Annotated in this window: 10 protein-coding genes and 1 pseudogene; 10 read left to right on the forward strand and 1 reads right to left on the reverse strand. The window is 48.2% G+C overall.

Annotation, left to right across the window (positions count from 1 at the left end):
• The 7 genes from L9G74_RS16080 to L9G74_RS16110 all read left to right on the forward strand — a co-directional run bounded on the left by L9G74_RS16080 (window position 1) and on the right by L9G74_RS16110 (window position 14387).
• Window positions 1-1173 carry an EAL domain-containing response regulator gene (locus L9G74_RS16080; protein WP_238897438.1) on the forward strand — a complete coding sequence of 391 codons (1173 nt, stop codon included), beginning with the start codon at window positions 1-3 and terminating at the stop codon, window positions 1171-1173.
• Window positions 1170-5939, forward strand: coding sequence for a PAS domain S-box protein (locus L9G74_RS16085; protein ID WP_238897439.1), 4770 nt, complete (start codon window positions 1170-1172; stop codon window positions 5937-5939). The genes L9G74_RS16080 and L9G74_RS16085 overlap by 4 nt, the downstream gene beginning before the upstream one ends.
• On the forward strand, window positions 5936-6979 hold the full coding sequence (locus L9G74_RS16090) for a response regulator (protein ID WP_238897440.1): 1044 nt from the start codon (window positions 5936-5938) through the stop codon (window positions 6977-6979). The genes L9G74_RS16085 and L9G74_RS16090 overlap by 4 nt, the downstream gene beginning before the upstream one ends.
• A 374-nt stretch (window positions 6980-7353) precedes the next feature.
• The gene (locus L9G74_RS16095; RefSeq protein WP_238897442.1) at window positions 7354-9525 is read left to right on the forward strand and encodes a TonB-dependent siderophore receptor; all 2172 of its coding nucleotides are present in this window, start codon (window positions 7354-7356) and stop codon (window positions 9523-9525) included.
• 352 nt (window positions 9526-9877) lie between these two features.
• Window positions 9878-11431, forward strand: coding sequence for an arylsulfatase (locus tag L9G74_RS16100; protein WP_238897444.1), 1554 nt, complete (start codon window positions 9878-9880; stop codon window positions 11429-11431).
• Window positions 11432-11644: 213 nt separating this feature from the next.
• A complete protein-coding gene (locus L9G74_RS16105; RefSeq protein ID WP_238897446.1) occupies window positions 11645-12799 on the forward strand; it encodes a hypothetical protein in 1155 nt (384 codons plus the stop codon).
• A 196-nt stretch (window positions 12800-12995) separates the two neighbouring features.
• Window positions 12996-14387, forward strand: a complete 1392-nt coding sequence (locus L9G74_RS16110; RefSeq protein ID WP_238897448.1) for a class II fumarate hydratase — start codon at window positions 12996-12998, stop codon at window positions 14385-14387.
• 205 nt (window positions 14388-14592) lie between these two features.
• Here the strand turns inward: L9G74_RS16110 and L9G74_RS16115 are convergent, their stop codons facing one another.
• Entirely contained in the window at window positions 14593-14973 is a 381-nt protein-coding gene (locus L9G74_RS16115) for a hypothetical protein (protein ID WP_238897450.1), read from the reverse strand.
• A 407-nt stretch (window positions 14974-15380) separates the two neighbouring features.
• Between L9G74_RS16115 and L9G74_RS16120 the strand changes: the two genes are divergently transcribed.
• From L9G74_RS16120 to L9G74_RS16130, 3 genes and pseudogenes are all read left to right on the forward strand, one after another.
• Entirely contained in the window at window positions 15381-15866 is a 486-nt protein-coding gene (locus tag L9G74_RS16120; protein ID WP_238897452.1) for a hypothetical protein, read from the forward strand.
• 167 nt (window positions 15867-16033) lie between these two features.
• Window positions 16034-16147: pseudogene (locus L9G74_RS16125) on the forward strand (IS3 family transposase); the annotation flags it as partial.
• A gap of 523 nt (window positions 16148-16670) precedes the next feature.
• Window positions 16671-17180 carry a helix-turn-helix transcriptional regulator gene (locus tag L9G74_RS16130; protein ID WP_238897454.1) on the forward strand — a complete coding sequence of 170 codons (510 nt, stop codon included), beginning with the start codon at window positions 16671-16673 and terminating at the stop codon, window positions 17178-17180.
• The last annotated feature ends 69 nt before the right edge of the window (window positions 17181-17249 follow it).

The following is a 17249-nucleotide window of genomic DNA, read 5'->3' on the forward strand; positions in this document are numbered from 1 at the left end:
GTGCTAATTATCGATGACCACGCCGTGATCAGACGCACCTTAAGCGCCTGTTTGAATGGCATAGGCAATTTTGAGGTGTACGAAGCTGGCGATGGCGAAGATGCGCGCCAACTTATCGCTGATAGGCAATTCGATATTATCTTTTGTGACATCAATATGCCGAATGAGAACGGCATTGATGTATTGCAGTATTTAGCGGAACAACACTTTAGTGGTGGTGTGGTACTTATCAGTAGCACCGATGAAACGTTGTTGAAAGCTTCGTCGTTGCTGGCGAGGCAATTTAATTTAGCCATTATTGGTGTTGCCGAAAAGCCAATTCAGCGCCATACCGTGCTGAGTTTTTTAATTAAAGCCAACCAACACCTTGCACCTTCCGAGCAACAACAGCTCACGCCACTTAGCGCCAACGCGATCGCCAAGGCTATCGACGACGCCAATGTAATCGCCTTTTTTCAGCCACAAGTTTGCTTGAAAACACAGCAGCTTAGCGGTGTAGAAGCGCTCGCGCGCATTGAAAATGACAACGGTGAGGTGTTTTACCCTAGCCAGTTTATTGAGATTGCCGAACAGTCTGACCCACTCATGCTCGCACTCACTAAGGCGGTAGTGACCGATGCGCTGGCCAAGTTTGCGGCGTTATTGGCGGTAGAACCAGCGCTGACGCTATCAATTAACATCAGTGCTCGCGTGCTAATAGATCAAACGTTTCCTCATTGGTTGCAGGCTATTTGTCACCAATATTCAGTGCCGCCACCTCGTGTCATCTGTGAGCTAACAGAAACCGCCTTGGCCTCACATCCATCACTTCTTACCGCCTCCATATTGAGATTGAGGCTGTTTCAATTCCAGCTCTCTATTGATGATTTTGGTACAGGCTACGCTTCTATCGAACAGCTGCACTCGTTGCCATTTCAGGAACTCAAGATTGATCAGCGTTTTGTGGCCGATTGTTTAACGGATTTGCGCTCGCGCGTCGTGGTCGAACAGACCATTCAGCTTGCCAAAGGCTTTGGAATGAGCGTGGTCGCCGAGGGAATTGAATCGGCAGATGTTGCTGGGTTTCTCGCGTTAAAACAATGTGATATCGGGCAAGGCTACTTTTACGCCAAGCCGATGCGATATCAGCAACTCATAGACGCTTTTGGCTTGAACAAGGTTGAATCACCATGAAAATTGCCATCAAATTACCGCTGATTTTCATCATCTACAGCCTGCTAACCTTATTGGTGATTTATGGTATTTCATTAAAAAGTCGCGATTTTCTTGAACAGGAAACCATGAACGCGATTAAGAACGAGGCCGAACTACTCACCCAACTAATCGACCGTAACGTGTTTGAACGTTACAAGGACACGCAGTCGTTCTCCTTGCCAGACGATGTGAATAGCAGCAATTGGTATCAGCTAGATAAACAACAGATTGTGACTGAACGCCTCAATGAAATCGCGCGCAATTATCGGCTGTACAACCACCTAGTCGTGTTTGATAAATACGGCAAAGTGATTGCGGCCAATACCGATAATGGTTTTGGCAAAACCGTGCCATCGCTAACACTGGGGAGTCAGTGGGTATTTGAACAACCTTGGTTTAGCGCCGTAGTTCAGGGGCAAAGCTTAGGCCAAAGTGAGATGAATGGCGTTTACATTTATGGACCTGAGCGCTCGATATTGCGCGATTGGCAAGAGCACTACGACTTGTTGTTTGCCAAACCGATCGTCGATAAACAGGGCAACGTTATCGGTGTTTGGGCGAATATCGTCGATTTTAGTGTGATTGAGAGCATTGTGGCCGATACCTATTCGGTGCTCTCTCATCGAGGTTGGATTTCAACCTCCATTACCTTACTAGATGCACAAGGCAACATCATTGTTGACTACGATCCCGTGGGACAACAGTCTGCCATGTATAAACGTGACTTCAGTGTGTTAGGGCAGATCAACTTGGTCAATGACGGTGTGGCCGGAGCCAGACTGGCCGTTGCCGGGCTACAAGGCGCTAACATCTCGATTCATTCACGCAAGAAGACTGAACAAGTCACCGGTTACGCGCATTCCCAAGGCGTGTACGACTACCCCGGCATGAATTGGTCGGCACTGATCCGCATCAATGTCGATGAGGCTTTCAAACAAGCGGCATTCTTACAACGTACGTCGCTATTTATCGGCGTATTGTTACTGCTGTTGATCTTGGCTTCGGCGCTGTATATCAGTTTCAACTTTGCCAGCCCGTTGCGCAAAATCGCCCGCATTGTGGTCGGCTTAGCCCATGGGCAGCGGCAGTTTACGCTGCCGCCAGTGACGGCAAACGATGAAGTTGGCGAAATGGCTCAGGCGGTGGCGCTGCTCAAAGAGAAATTAACCGAGCGTGATACGCTATTTCAGCAAAGCCAACAACAACGGCGAGCGTTGGACATTCAACTGCGGGCCATTGATGCCACCACCAGCGGTTTGATCATTACCGACATGCTGGCAGACGAGCAGCCGGTTATTTTTGTCAATCGCGCGTTTCAACATATCACCGGCTATCACAGTGATGAAGTGGTAGGCGAAAACTGCCGCTTCTTGCAAGGTGAGGACACCGAACAAGCAGAGCTAACCAAACTGCGCCAAGCGATAGCCAAGGGCGTGTCCTGTACCGTTGAGTTACGCAACTACCGCAAAGATGGCACTCAGTTTTTAAATCAGTTGCGGATTGACCCGGTGTATAACGATGCCAATCAACTCACTCATTACATTGGCGTGATCAATGATGTGACTGACGAAAAACGTCAGGCGGAGATGACACAGTACTCGCTGGAAAAAGAGATTGATCGCCGTACCAAGCAGAGCCGCGAGTCAGAAAACAAGCTAAGGGCCGTGTTTAACAGCACCCGCGACGGCACCATAGTGATGGAAGGCGATGGCAAAATTGTTGATATCAACCATTCCGGTGAGCTTATTTTTGGTTACAAACGGCAACATGTATTAAACAAGGATATCTCCTTGCTCATTGATGATACCCAAATGGTGGGCATTAACGATGGTGAAGGCACACTCGCTTACGCCATCAGTCTCCACGACAGTAGCGCCCTGATTAAAGTGGTGGGTATTCACAAGTCTGGCCGTAAATTTCCCGCTGAGCTGTCGATAGGCATCAACTACTTAACGGATGTTGATACCTACGTGATCTCCGTGCGCGATATCACCGAGCAAGAAAACGTCCTTGATCGCGAGCGACGTTTGAAAGAGGAGCTAGTGCAAAACGAAGAGTTGTATCGCACCGCATTTAACCAAGCGGCGATTGGCATGGCACATATCTCGCCGCAAAGACACTTCCTCAAAGTGAATGAAAAACTCTGTAGCATATTGGGCTATAGCGAAGCGGAGTTGGTGACGCTGCGAGCCGATGACATCACTTATAGTAAAGATATGCATATCACCACACCGTTAATCGAACAGGTGATTTCGGGGCAATCCAAAAGTTTTACTGTGGATAAACGTTATATTACCAAGCGTGGCGGGCTAATTTGGATCAACCTCACCATGTCGTTAGTGCGTTGCAACGGAGAGGACGACTATTTTATTGCCATTTTTGAGGATATTAACGAACGCAAAACATCCGAAACCGCGCTCAAACGCGCCAAAGCCTATCAAGAGGAGCTGCTGCTCGGGTTAAAATTAGCGTCAGATGCTGGCGGTATTTGTAACTGGAAATACGACCTCCGCACCCATGAGATTGACTGGGACGACAATATGTATCAACTGTATGGCGTCCCGCACGGCGCAAAAGTTGATTACCAAACTTGGACGACTCACCTGCACCCCGATGATCGTGAGCAGAGTGAACAAGTGTTTCGTCACGCCATAGAGCATAAACAAACCTTCCGTCATACCTTCCGTATTGTGCGACCTGATGGTGTTACTCGTTGGATTGCCGCCTCAGCAGACATGATGCTGGATGAATACGGAACACCGATTAAGCAGTTCGGTATTAATACTGACATCACGGCCTACCGCGAAATCCAGGATGCGCTGGCGCGTGAAACGCAGGCGGCCAATCGGGCCAACGAAGCCAAATCGCAATTTCTCGCAATGATGAGCCATGAGATCCGCACGCCAATGAATGGCGTGGTGGGCATGATCGATGTGTTGCAGCAAACAGCGCTGCAAAAAGAGCAGCTACGCATGGTAAAAACCATCAAAGATTCGTCACTATCGCTGCTGCATATCATCAACGATGTGTTGGACTTCTCGAAGATTGAATCTGGTCAAATGCCGTTGGACATCAATAAAACCGTGCTGCTGAACCAGATCGAAAGTACCGTTGAAGCAACGTGGCTCAGTGCCAAAGACAGTAACGTGACGCTACTCATCGAGCACGACTTCCATGTGCCACACATGTTGTTGTTAGATGCCATTCGCTTGCGGCAAATCGTGTTAAACCTCGTCGGTAATGCCATTAAATTTACTGCCAACCGTTATCAACACGGCTATGTATGGGTGCGAACACAATACTTCGCTGAGCAACAGCAGCTTAGTTTGTCAGTCAAAGACACTGGCGTAGGCATGACCGCCGAACAGATGCAAAATCTGTTTAAACCCTTTACTCAAGCTGACGCATCAACCACGCGCAAATACGGCGGTACGGGGTTGGGCCTGAGTATTACCAAATCTTTCACTGAGCTGATGGGCGGTGAGATCAGCGTCACTAGCGAGCCAGATCAGGGCAGTGAATTTGTCATCACTTTGCCTGCTACCATTGCCAATGACAGCGACATTTTAGGCTGCGCTTATGATTTGGCCCAGCGCACGGTTTATCTCGACATTGTCGATAACGAGCTAAGTGCAAGTTGTCGCGTGATGCTAGCAGGTGCGGGCCTAATCCTTAGCGACATGACCACCGCGCAGGTGATCATCACTGACCAACTGACGTGTAAACCGGCCAACGAACATCAAAAACTACTACTGTTAATTGACGATCCATTTGAGCCGCTCGCTGGCCGTACACCACATAGCTACGGCATCAGTAACTATCCGCTAAAACCGAGCGAATTAGTGTTTGGCTTGGCCGTGTTATTTGGCATAGAAAGCCCGGAGCTTAGTTATCACGCAGACAAAGATAAATCGTCGGCTAAACTAAAATTGAACCGCCACTTCACCGGTACCATCTTGTGTGCAGAAGATCAGCGCACTAATCAACTGGTGTTGTCGAAGCAACTGGAACGTTTGGGATACCAATACCTAATGACCGATAACGGTGAAGCGGCACTTGAGGCATGGAAGACAGGGCAGTTTCAAGTGGTATTAACCGACTGCCATATGCCGGTGATGGACGGCTTTGAGTTGACCAAAGCGATTCGCCACACTGAGCAACAGCAGCAACAATCGCCTAGCTTGATCATTGCCATCACCGCTAATGTTATGGCCGGGGAAGATGTGATCTGTAAGCAAGCGGGTATGGATGATTACATCGGCAAACCGGTCGAGTTGAGCGCGCTCAGCGTGGTATTGGATCGTTATCTTAATGCCATTGATGATTATCAGCGGGAAAGCTCCGTCAAACAAACGGCCCCCGTTGAGCAACCGACCAATGCTGCGATTGATATGACGTATCTGGAGCAGATGATCGGCTCTGAGAACCAAACACTGCAACATGAAGTGCTTGAGATCTTTTGGACCGCGTTGCAACAAGATCTCCACGCGCTAAAAATTGCTGTAAAAGCGGAAGATTGGGCTACTATTCGTAGCAAGGCCCATGGCGCTAAGGGCGCCAGCGCGTCCACCGGGGCATTAGCGTTAAGTGAGCTATTTAATCAACTTGAGCGGGAATTTGACCAAGCCGCTATTGTGGTCGAACTATTGGCGCAAATAGAGCTGGCCGTCGTTCCAGTACAACAACAGCTGTGCCAGATAGGGGTCATCAGTAGCCCGTTACCAACAGAGATAGGTGAACAATGAGTTCAGATGCCGTATTAAGCGTCATTCTTATTTACGACACGCCTGATACCTTGGACATCATGCGGCAGGTGATTGCTACGCGGTTTCAGGGCGTGGCTAAATACCAAATGGACATTGTCTCTGCACAAAAATTGGCCGAAAAACTGAGCGAAGAACACTACGCGATCCTATTTATTTACGCTTGCGGTGATACTGAAGAGATCACGCCGTTCAAACGCAAAGTCATTGAAACTGGCGGCAAGGATATCTTCGGCCGCTGGCCGAGTGAATCGATACTTATCTGTGATAAAGCGGCGCGTACCGCCGCATACAACTTGTGTAAATCGGAAGTGTTCTACAGCTACGAAACCATTCGGCCGATTTATGACATCGGTAAAATTCGCCTTACGCTTAACCGCGTTGGTCGCTACGCGATGAACATTGCCAATCTGCACCATCAACAACTCGAACGCGACAACATGGTGGGCGAAATTGAAAAAAGCCGCGCCGAATTAGATTTAGTGATCAAAAACGTCAACGACGAGCAGGCCGATAAACACGGTGAACCGTCAGCGGACGATAGCGTCAGTACGCTGCTGGAGTTTAAGCGCAAGCGTAATGAAATGCTGTCAATTCTGGCGCGTAAAATTGAAAAGGCCAAACCTCAACTGTTGAAAACGGCCATAAAACAGCCGGTGGTGATTGTTGCTGACGACCAACCGGTGATGCAAAAAATTGTCCGATCGATACTGGAGCCAAAGGGGTTTAAAGTCGAGTTAGCTGCCAATGGGCAAGAGGTACTGCAAAAGCTGGATAGCATCAAACCTAACGTGATCTTATTGGATGTTGATATGCCGATCATGGGCGGTATTGAAACGCTGCAAATTCTGCAAAGCATGGAGAGCACCAAGTCAATTCCAGTGATTATGTTGACCAGCTTTTCGGAAAAAGAGACGTTTGAAGCTTCCGTCGAGCATGGCGCTATCGATTACATCATCAAACCGACCAGTCCCGATATCTTGTTGAAGAAAATTCGCCACGTTATCTCAGTTAAGATTTAGCCCCCGCCACGTCAAACTTAGCCTTGCTCGCCGTATTATTTGCCCGTAGCGGGATATGGTAATGGTTGTGTTTTGCCGTCGGCAGGGTGTGATTCGCAAGGCGGTGATGCGTTATGCACTTCTTTTCCACCCTCAGTCCTTAGCGACTTGCAACGGTTTTACTTACACCTTCGATAACTCGGTCACATTCGCCGTCAGCAGTGGCTAATCTTTACATTTACACGATTGTAATTGATAACCATTATCATCTAATATTCTGCACGATTAATAATATGACAGTCGCTTTCCAAACTGCGCCGCGGCTGGTAATCGGGCAAATGTGGTCTTGGAAAATTACCGACGGCAACTGTCCAACAATAAGATAGGATGATGATATGCAACGGGCTTTTTCATTCATAGATAGTGTGCAACCACGCTTCAGTAAAACTCCACTCAGCGCCGCAATTACCTTGTTATTGGCAACATCGGCATTGCCGGCTGTTGCCGATGACGCAGCGGCCGCACCTGACACACGCAATATCGAGGTAGTCTTAGTCGAAGGCAAATACATTGTTAACGATCAATTAGATACAGCGACTGGCTTGGGGCTGACGCTGAAAGAAACTCCGCAGTCAGTCAGTATTATGACTGAGCAACAAATTATCGACTTAGGCTTAGGCTCGCTGACTGACGTCGTCAACAGTGCTGCTGGCGTGTCATCACGCGCTTATGACAGTTCTCGCAACTCTTTTTCATCTCGTGGCTTTAGCATCGACAACTACCAAATTGATGGTGTTCCGGTGCAATGGGATGGCGGTTCCAGCGCCGGTGAAACCCAAACTGACACCGCCTTATATGAGCGAGTCGAAATTGTACGCGGCGCTACTGGCTTGCTAACCGGTGCGGGTCAACCTTCAGCCTCGATCAACTTAGTGCGCAAACACGCCGACAGCCAAGTGCTGAGTGGTTACGCCTCTGTCAGCGCCAGCCGCTGGAATACCTATCGTGGTGAAGTGGATGTCAGTAATGCATTGAACGAGTCTGGCTCGGTGCGCGGCCGCACGGTTTTAGTCTATGAAGATGGCGATTCCTATGTGGATTACGCTGGCAACAAGAAGTCGGTGATTTATGGCGTAGTCGACGCTGATATTACCGACAATACCTTGCTGCGCGTGGGCGCGAGTTACCAAGATAATGACCCCACCGCATCGCAATGGGGCGGCTTGCCGATATTTTACAGTGACGGCAGCCGCACCGACTGGCAACGCTCTGACACCGTTGGCGCGAAATGGACCTATTGGGCCACCAAGCACAAAACCTACTTTGTGAATTTAGAGCACCAATTTAACCAAGATTGGCAAGCGCGCTTTAACTACAATCGCACCGAAAGTAGTTCGGCGATGAAACTACTGTACCTTGCCGGTTCTCCCGATCGCGACACCGGTTTGGGCATGACTACCAGTCCCGCGCATTACGATAATGAACGCGTACAGGACGACTTTGGTGTACGCCTCACTGGCAAATATTCGCTATTTGGTCGCCAACATGAGCTGGTGTTGGGTGCCAACCATAGCAAACAAGATTTTGATTACTTCACCTACAGCCCGCTCAGCCGGCCAGCCGTGGGCAATTTCTTCGAATGGGATGGCAATATCGCTGAGCCAGAATGGTCTCCGCGCGCGCCAATGCAGCGGTTGACTACCGAACAAACCGGCTACTACGCGGCCACGCGCTTCTCACTAACTGATGATTTTAAAGTGATTGCTGGTGCACGTGTTGCCGATTGGGAGCGCAAAGATTTATTGAACGAGACGAGCTTTGGCAAAGATGGCGTAGTCGTGCCCTATGCTGGCGCGCTGTACGACCTCTCCGAAAACTACACGCTGTACGCCAGCTATACCGAGATTTTCCAACCACAAGACAATCTCGATGTTGATGGCAATTATCTCGATCCGCTCACTGGCATCAACTATGAAGCTGGGGTAAAAAGTCAGTTCCTTGATGATGCACTGCACCTAACACTCACCGTGTTCCGCACCGAACAAGAAAACTTTGCCGTACAAGTGTTAGATTTTGTACCAACCGATGATCAGATGGTGGCGTTCCGCGCTGCTGATGGTGTTACCAGCAAAGGTTTTGAAGTTGAAGTGGTCGGTGATATTACCGATAACTGGAAAATCAGCGCCAACTATACCCAGTTTGATGCCACCGAAGAGAATGCCGATGGTGAATCAAATACGGTGAATACGCGCTTCCCAAGCAAATTGTTCCGCCTATTTACGGTATACAACTGGCAGGATTTTAGTGTCGGCGGCGGGGTTAACTGGGAAGGCGAAAGTTATACCATCGTTAACAATGCTGGCACCCAGAGTCGCGAGAAAGTAGGACAGGGCGCTTATGCGTTAGTTAACCTGATGGCGCGCTACGATATTACCCCGCAGCTATCAGCGCAGTTAAACATAGACAACCTGTTTGATAAAACCTACTACAGTCAGATCGGTTTCTACACTCAGCTAGCCTACGCCGAGCCAAGAAACGCCACATTGACGCTGCGCTACAAATTCTAAGTTAGCCGCTTAGCTCGCAAAACTAGCCGATAGGTGCAACATAACGCCTATCGGCTTTTTTGTTAATGGTTGCCATGTAGTCATCTATACTTATTGCTAACCGTTTGCTGCTACTCGGTAATCACTGCGCCATTACGATGTTTGACTTTGGGATAAATGGACTTAACCAAATAAACATAACCACTATTGCTACTTTCATAAGAAGCTCACTACATAGTGTTTGTTGCTCCACCAAGTCCGCGCGCCCACATACATTTAATGCGAGTTGTCCCAAGTTAGGCAAAAGCTTGTCGGTTTGGCTTGTCACGTCTAGAACGTGAGTTTTCCAACATAATCGTAAAGGGATGTTGATATGAAAAAATCGTTAATTGCCACGGCGTTGCTGTCGTCAATGACCATCGTCCCCGCTATTACTGCGGCCGAGGCGAGTCACCCAAATATTCTGATTATTTTCCCCGACGATGTCGGCTGGACCAACGTCAGCGCCTACGGACGCGGCGTGATTGGCTATCAAACGCCAAATATCGACCGTCTGGCTAAAGAAGGCATTATGTTTACCGAACATTATGCTCAGCCATCGAGTACTGCGGGACGCGCCGCGTTGATAACCGGGCAATATCCGATACGCAGCGGCTTGACCACCGTTGGACGTCCTGGGGCAAGATTGGGGCTCAGCAGTAAAACACCAACATTAGCCGAGGTGCTCAGAGAACAAGGCTATCGCAGCGGGCAATTTGGTAAAAATCACCTTGGTGACCGCAACGAACACTTGCCAACGGTGCATGGCTTTGATGAGTTTTTCGGTAATCTTTATCACCTCAATACGGAAGAGGAACCAGAGCAATACGATTATCCGAAAGACCCTGAGTTTAAAAAGAAATTTGGTACTCGCGGCGTACTACATTGTTACGCAACGAATAAGGATGATAAAACCGACGACCCACGTTTTGGCAAAGTAGGCAAACAAACTTGCGAAGATACTGGACCACTAACCAGTAAGCGTATGGAAACGGTTGATGATGAGTTTATCGCCGCTGCAGAAAAGTTTATGCAGCAAAGCAAGGATAGCGATAAACCATTTTTTGTTTGGTTGAACACCAGCCGGATGCACATGTTTACCCATCTGCGTGAATCCCATCGCTATTTAGCGGCTGATTCCAATACCGAACACGACATGTATGGCGGCGGTATGATTGAACACGACATGCAGATTGGGGATTTACTGGATGCGATGAAAAAAATGGGCGTGCTAGATAACACTATCATCGTCTATTCAACCGATAATGGCCCCGAACATAGCGCGAAAACTCATGGCGGCACCACACCGTTTCGCGGTGAAAAAATGACGACTTATGAGGGCGGGGTACGTGTGCCGATGATTGTGCGCTGGCCCGGTCACATCCCTGCTGGTGAACTGCGCACTGGGATTCAGTCGCACATGGATATTTTTAGCACACTCGCCGCGGCGGCAGGCGTACCCGATGTACATCAAAAAATGCTTAAGGAACGTAAGCAGTTCATTGATGGGGTGAACAACCTTGATTATTGGGAAGGCAAAACCCAAGAGAGTGCGCGTAACAGCTTCATTTATTATTACGAATCCAGCATCAAAGCGATCCGCTATAAACAGTGGAAGTTAAATTTCGAAACCAGCGAAACGTACTACGATCCGTACTTAAAACAAAAATTCCCTATTATCTTCAACTTGCATATGGACCCTTACGAGTCATTTGCTTCAACGTTAGATCGTTCTCAAGCGCTGCAACGTAAACAATGGTTGAATGAGCCAGTCCAAGAACTGTTGATGGAGCACATCAAATCACTGCAAGAGTATCCACCGGTGCAAAAAGCCGACACGCATGACTTTAGTGAGCTGATCACTGAGCTGCAAAAAGGTAAAGATTAGCATCGAAATACCAACGGTGGCGGTGCTTGCCCCGTCATCTGAACCGAACATAGGTCGTTAAACAAAGCCAGCGTACCGCTCATGTCGAGCGGCTGGCTTTTTCTGCGAATGACGTTCATGCCCCGCCGCCATCTTCATCACGGTTTTCAATTCCTGCCAAAACTGCTGTAATGCGCAGCGGACTCGACAGCGTGGATAGGGAAAACGTAAAACATGATGGACGATATTGTTGCGCAGGCACTTAAGCCGTTAATGCCACGAGGCAGTATTCTGTACACCGCGCGACGTTTTCCCGATTGGGAAATTGTGGCCGTTACCGACCCGACTTGGCCCATTTACACCGACACGCCAAGTTATGCCGTCATCACCATGCACGACGGTACGCTTTATTATGTGCCGCTTGCTGCGCCGGGCCGTTTTGCTTCGCCGCCGTCAGATATGGTCAAAAGCATTGAGTTGCATTCGATTCCCGCCACCTTGATGGAGCAGATCTACAAGAGAAAACAGCGACTGCAAATCTTTTACATGAGCACGTTACTCATCGCACTTATCGCCAGTTACTTGGTGCCGCGCCTCATCAGAGATTATCGACAACAGCAATATCAGCGAGACATTGCCACCGTTACCGATCTCATGATGGAGAAGGAGCGCAAACAACAGCAGCTTGTGCACCAGCGTTCAGCAGACCGCCGCGCGCTTTATCTGCGCGTAGCCGAGTTAACCGCTCAAGCAGGCGACGTTTGGGTACTGACCAATGCAGCTGAGCCTGTCGTCGCGTCTTTGTCACCCAATCATTTTGCCATTGGACTCGGGCTAGCGACCGTGGCCGCTAAAGTGGTGAAAGATGAAAATCCGGCAGGGGATTTTTTGGCCAATGAGGACAAATACGGTTACCGCATCATGCTGAGGTTGCCGAGCGATACCATCGCTTTTTCACAAAGCAACATCTCCTTTTCCAACACAGCAAACAGCAGCCACCATGCCGAAGCGTCCGGCGTGACCGTCACGGTAGCGACCAAATATACCGATGAGGAAATCGCCGCGCAGATTGCTAATAATCCCAACATTCGCTCTCGCGCAGAGTTAGAAGAATTTTATCCCGCGTTAAAAGATGGCTATGAGCGCCGCCAATACCGGATTACTGCTGAAGAGTTAGCGACCGGAGAGTTAACATTCAACAATATTCGGGTAGAGAAGCTGGCGCTTGATAAACCTAATACCACCTATTTTATCTCAGCCACCAATGCCAATTTACCGAAAGCAGAGCAAAAACGTTTAGTTGATCAGCTTATTTCCACGTTCAACATTTCACGCCAAGCGTTGGCGCAATGTTGCCAATGGCAGCAGGTTACAGTTAGCCGTGACTAGCCCTAAGAGTTCTCAACTAGAGCAATAAATCTTGCAAAGCTGGGCGTAGCTGGCGCCTGCAATACGCAAAACCGATAGCGTGTCGCCCTGTACTTTACTTGCTGTGGCTGTCGCCGCTTATCCATAGGGATAAATGCGCTCAACGCGCAAATCTTATACTGTGGAGAAAACTGGCAGATGAAGTTAAGGATGTTTTATGGCGCTAACCTATCGTATTGAGACTGACAGCATGGGTGAAGTTCAAGTGCCTGCTGACGCGCTGTACCAAGCGCAAACCCAGCGCGCGGTAAATAATTTCACCATCAGTGGCTACCAAATGCCTAAAGAGTTGATTGTGGCGTTGGCCTACATCAAGCAGGCTGCGGCGCATACCAATGCCAAGCTCGGTAACTTAGATCCTCAGATGGCCGCTGCCATCGGGCAAGCGGCGCAATCTGTCATCGGCGGCCAATACTTCGATCAGTTTCCCATAGACGTATTTCAGACCGGCTCGGGTACCAGCACCAACATGAACGCCAATGAAGTGCTGGCAACTTTGGCGAGCCAGATATTGCAGCAACCCGTCAGCCCCAACGATCACGTCAATATGGCGCAAAGCAGTAATGATGTGATCCCCGCGGCGATTCAAGTTAGCGCCGCCATCGCCACTGAGCACCGTTTGTTACCCGCACTTGACCATCTAACCGTCACACTTAAACACAAACAACAGCAACTGGCTGGCATAGTTAAAACGGGCAGAACACATTTGATGGACGCTATGCCGATTACTTTCGAGCAAGAACTGAGTGGTTGGCAAGCGCAAATACGCCATGCTGCTCGAACTATTACGGCGACGTTAGCTAGTGTAAAAGCACTCGGGCAAGGCGGTACAGCAGTCGGCACTGGTATCAACGCGCCAGCAAATTTTACCGCTGAGTTCTGTCAACAGCTCAGCCAACTAACGGCGTTAGCATTTGTGCCAAGTGACAATTTTTATTTTAACCTCGCCAGTCAAGATGCGGTGGTCGCGCTGTCCGGCCAACTAAAAACGCTCGCCGTGGCATTGATGAAGATCAGCAATGACTTACGCTGGATGAACTCAGGGCCGCTGGCTGGGCTGGGGGAAATAGAATTACAAGCATTGCAACCTGGCTCATCCATCATGCCGGGCAAGGTCAACCCAGTGATCCCTGAAGCCGTGGCAATGGCGGCGGCCCAAGTTATCGGCAATGACACCACCATTACCGTGGCAGGGCAGTCAGGCAACTTTCAGCTCAACGTTATGCTGCCAGTGATTGCCCACAACCTGCTCGAATCGATTCATCTGCTAACCAATGCCAGCCTCGCTTTGGCAGATAAAGCCATCGCGCCATTCACCGTACGGCAAGACAATATTGAGAAAAACCTTGGGAAGAATCCGATCCTCATCACCGCGTTAAATCCGGTCGTTGGCTACTTGAAAGCAGCCGCTATTGCCAAAAAAGCCTACAAAGAAGGCCGAGCGATTATTGATGTGGCACAAGAGGAAACCGAACTGAGCAGAAGTGAGTTAGAGCAGTTGCTTGATCCGCTTAAACTCACTCAAGGTGGCGTGGGGAAAAGTAAATAGCAGCAATTAGTTTTACATTATTAAGGGATAACTGCAGCAGATTGCCGAAATGGCGGTAAGTCATCAACAACGCGCCACTCACCGCCGTTATTTATTGGTTCTCAAGTCACGTTGCGGTGGTGATTCTGGCGACTGCGTTTGTTAAATACACGGCTAACGAACGTGCTGGGCCATTAGAATCGCAAGGAGACGTTTACCCATCGTGTTAGAACATTGACGATGATACAGGCAAGCGATGGCGACGATACATTGATCGCCGAAACATCACGTAAAAACCGTAAGTCAGCAAACAGATAGCAAGCAAAGGAAAGATTTTTTCGGGCAGATATTTGAAGATGGCCAACGCCGAAAGTACATATAAAAATGGCAGCAAGTCATACACCAGTTTCGGCATATTGCCAGATTTGCGCCGTATTTCCGGGTCTGTTCGGCGGTTTTGCGAACGTAGCGCATAGATCCTAGCACCAAGCACAAACAACACTATGCTAGAGAGCAGGGCATAGTCAGGTTCCAGCTTCATAAAGCTAACAGCACCGAGCGTCATATAGGCATACGGCAGCAGTTCGTACAGTGGTCTTGTCAACATAAACAATCCTTCGCGTTAATTCCCATCGGTATGGTGGTACCGCCTCTTTGCGGCATTCCACGCCAATAACATCCTTGTTTAAAGATTGAGTATAGCCAGCTTAGTCAGCATGAGTAACTTAAAGAGAGGAAAAATAAGACGGATAGCATACACAGCGTGGCATGAAGCAAGACAAGAAATGTTTTACTATCCGAAGCGTCGCCACTCTAACAACGGCCGAGTGTCGCTAGTAACGTATTATTGGCAATATTTTAATGAGGCTAAAAGTCGTCTAGTGACGTTGCCGTGGTGATTTATACATGGCTGACGAAAGTGCTGGACCATTAGAGGTTGAAAGCGCAACGCTGAAGGCTCCAAGCTAACGGTAAATTGGCAAACGACTCTCAAGTATTTATAGGAAACTAAAAATGACTGCGCTGACCTTATTCCCTCGACCTGATAGCACGCGTTTTATCGAGTTGAAACTCAATGACATTAAGCAAGGGGTGGACTTTATTCTCTTCTCACTGGAGAACTTTTCCCACGCGCAAGAAGACCATCTTGCACTCAGCATCAACGAACGCGGAAACCAAGACTTCCCAGCGATTAATCTTCAGAAAAATGGCCAACTGTTCCTCTTTCAAATCTACGTCAGCGCTCAACACTCAAGCCTTGAGGAAGGTTGGTACACGCTGGTAGAAAATGCTATCGACGTGGCGCCTGAAGCATTAATTTCTACGGTATGGGATGAGCCTAGCGATGATTTCTTCCAAGCCAGCTTCGCCGATGGACTGATGTTTGCTAATTCCCTGTTAGTTGCTAAGGCAACGCTTGTAGGCCTACTTGAGAAATATACAGATGACATACCCGCGTGGCTGAATCACGGAAAATTCGTAAACCTCGGAATTATCTGACACACCTCAACGCGAACCTAGCAATAAGCAGTCAAGCCACGCAATGAGCACTATCGGAGATACAGATAAAATGATGCCATCGGCATCGATAAAAGCACTGGCAAAGTGATCTTGAAAATATTTGACTGCCTGGGTTTCTCTCAAAACCACAGGCACTTGTGTCATGAGACCGTATGAGACAAGCGGTATTTGAGTATATTGAGGTTGATTACAATCGGACCAGACGGCATAGTGCTCTTGGTTATTTAAGCCCAGAAAACTTTGAATTAAAAAGAGCCTAGCAAAATGATGTCTGTTTACTTGGTCGCACAAGAAAAAAACCTTGAGGCCGCTTGGAATTAGTTGTGTTTGTCCAACTATCGAACGAGCAATGGCAATGGCTGGCACGTATCAGAAATTAATAATGCACTTGTTTAATCAAGTTGGTTGGCCGTCATGGGCCAGGGCGGGAGCACACTTCGTTTGTTTCTTAAACAAGTCGTATTCGAGCTTAAAAACTAAGTCAATTTCCACAAAATTTGCCGAGAAAATACAAATTAGTTCGTTCAAAAGATAAACTCATTGCTTATTTGATGAACGAATAGGTTAGTGTGCTCTCACCCTGGTCATGGGCAAGCATAAGCTCAGTGTAGGCCTGAGTGTCAGCACATAATAAATGCTATGCTTCCCATATTTCATTAAAATAGATAAAAATCAATATGCTAAGGCATATGGCGGTATATTGACGTAGTGATGACGTCACTTATTAACAAACTACTGACATACATTTATGACTCTAACACTTGAGGGTCATACGAAATGGACATGAAAGCTAAATCATCAATCATTCGAAAATATAGAACTGACAGACTTTGGTCTCAAGAACACCTCGCTAAAGTCTCAGGGCTTGGGCTAAGGACGATTCAAAGATTGGAGTCTAGGGGGAGTGGGTCTCAGGAGTCTATAAGGGCATTAGCTTCTGTTTTTGAGATAAATGCCGATACTCTAGTGTGGCCTGATGGAAACTTTCAAACTTATAAACACAGGCAATGGGGTCTACTTGCAATAATATCACTAGCTCTTCTCGCAGTAATCGTTCTTATTATTAACGACGTGGTGTACACAATACCAGCGGCCGGCCTAGGAGTGCTTTTTGGGGGGCTAACAGTAATTTGCTTCATATTCAGTTCAATGACTATTGAAGTGAATGAAAGTGAAATAAGTTGGTATTTTGGCCCGGGAGTGTTCAGAAAGGCGCTCCCCTTAGAAGAAGTCGGTAGTTGTATGAAAGTTAAAAACTCAATATGGATGGGCTTTGGCATTCACGCAGGGTGAGAGCATGAATGCCTAAATATCACTCAACGCATTTAAACCCGCTGTTAGTACCAGCTCTAGGTAGTCAGT

The organism is Shewanella electrica (genome assembly GCF_022321485.1).
In the GTDB taxonomy this organism is placed as follows: domain Bacteria; phylum Pseudomonadota; class Gammaproteobacteria; order Enterobacterales; family Shewanellaceae; genus Shewanella; species Shewanella electrica.